We start from the raw sequence: 581 nt of genomic DNA, 5'->3' as shown, positions 1-581 counted from the left end.
GTCCAGCCAAAAATTGCTTTGAGTTGTGATACTGTTGCACCAGAGTTAGCTGCGCGTGTTGCTGCTAATTTTCTTAAGCCATGTGCTGATTTTTTGATTCCCGCTACGTTACAAGCCTCACGAAAAAGGTTGCCAAAACTTTCTTTAACGAGTTTTTTACCTTCTTTACCACAAATGAATGTTTCTTCTCCAATAGGACCAGTTTCAAGTGTTTTTGCTAGTTCCGGTAAAATAGGAAGAAAAACATCTGTTTGGAATTTACTTTTCTCTGTTTTAAGATGAATGATATTATTCTTTACATCTTTCCAGCCAATGCGGACCGCATCACCACGACGCAAACCCGTATATAAAAGAACATCAATCCAAACGCGTTCATGGGTACCACGGGACCATCTTTGATAATATTTCTCAACATCTTCTTCTGTCCAAACAGCAAACCCATCTTTGTTGTGAAGGGCTGGTCTTTTAACACCTAAGGCTGGATTATTTTCTAAAAGACCTTGGTCAATTGCCCAATTAAAAAGTCCATTAAGGGCTTTCAGAAAGTTTCTAGCCATTGCTGGTGTTTCTTTACGCCGTTC

1 protein-coding gene is annotated in these 581 nt (G+C 39.4%); it reads right to left on the bottom strand.

The features are described 5' to 3' along the window. The coding region (locus tag ACFIKG_RS09800; RefSeq protein ID WP_375652252.1) for a tyrosine-type recombinase/integrase at positions 1-581 on the bottom strand (581 nt) is incomplete at both ends.

It is taken from the genome of Bartonella sp. LB28NMGDW (assembly GCF_042194435.1).
GTDB lineage: Bacteria > Pseudomonadota > Alphaproteobacteria > Rhizobiales > Rhizobiaceae > Bartonella > Bartonella grahamii.
Note: the sequence above shows the minus strand (reverse complement) of the source record. Positions and strands in the feature narration are given on the sequence as shown.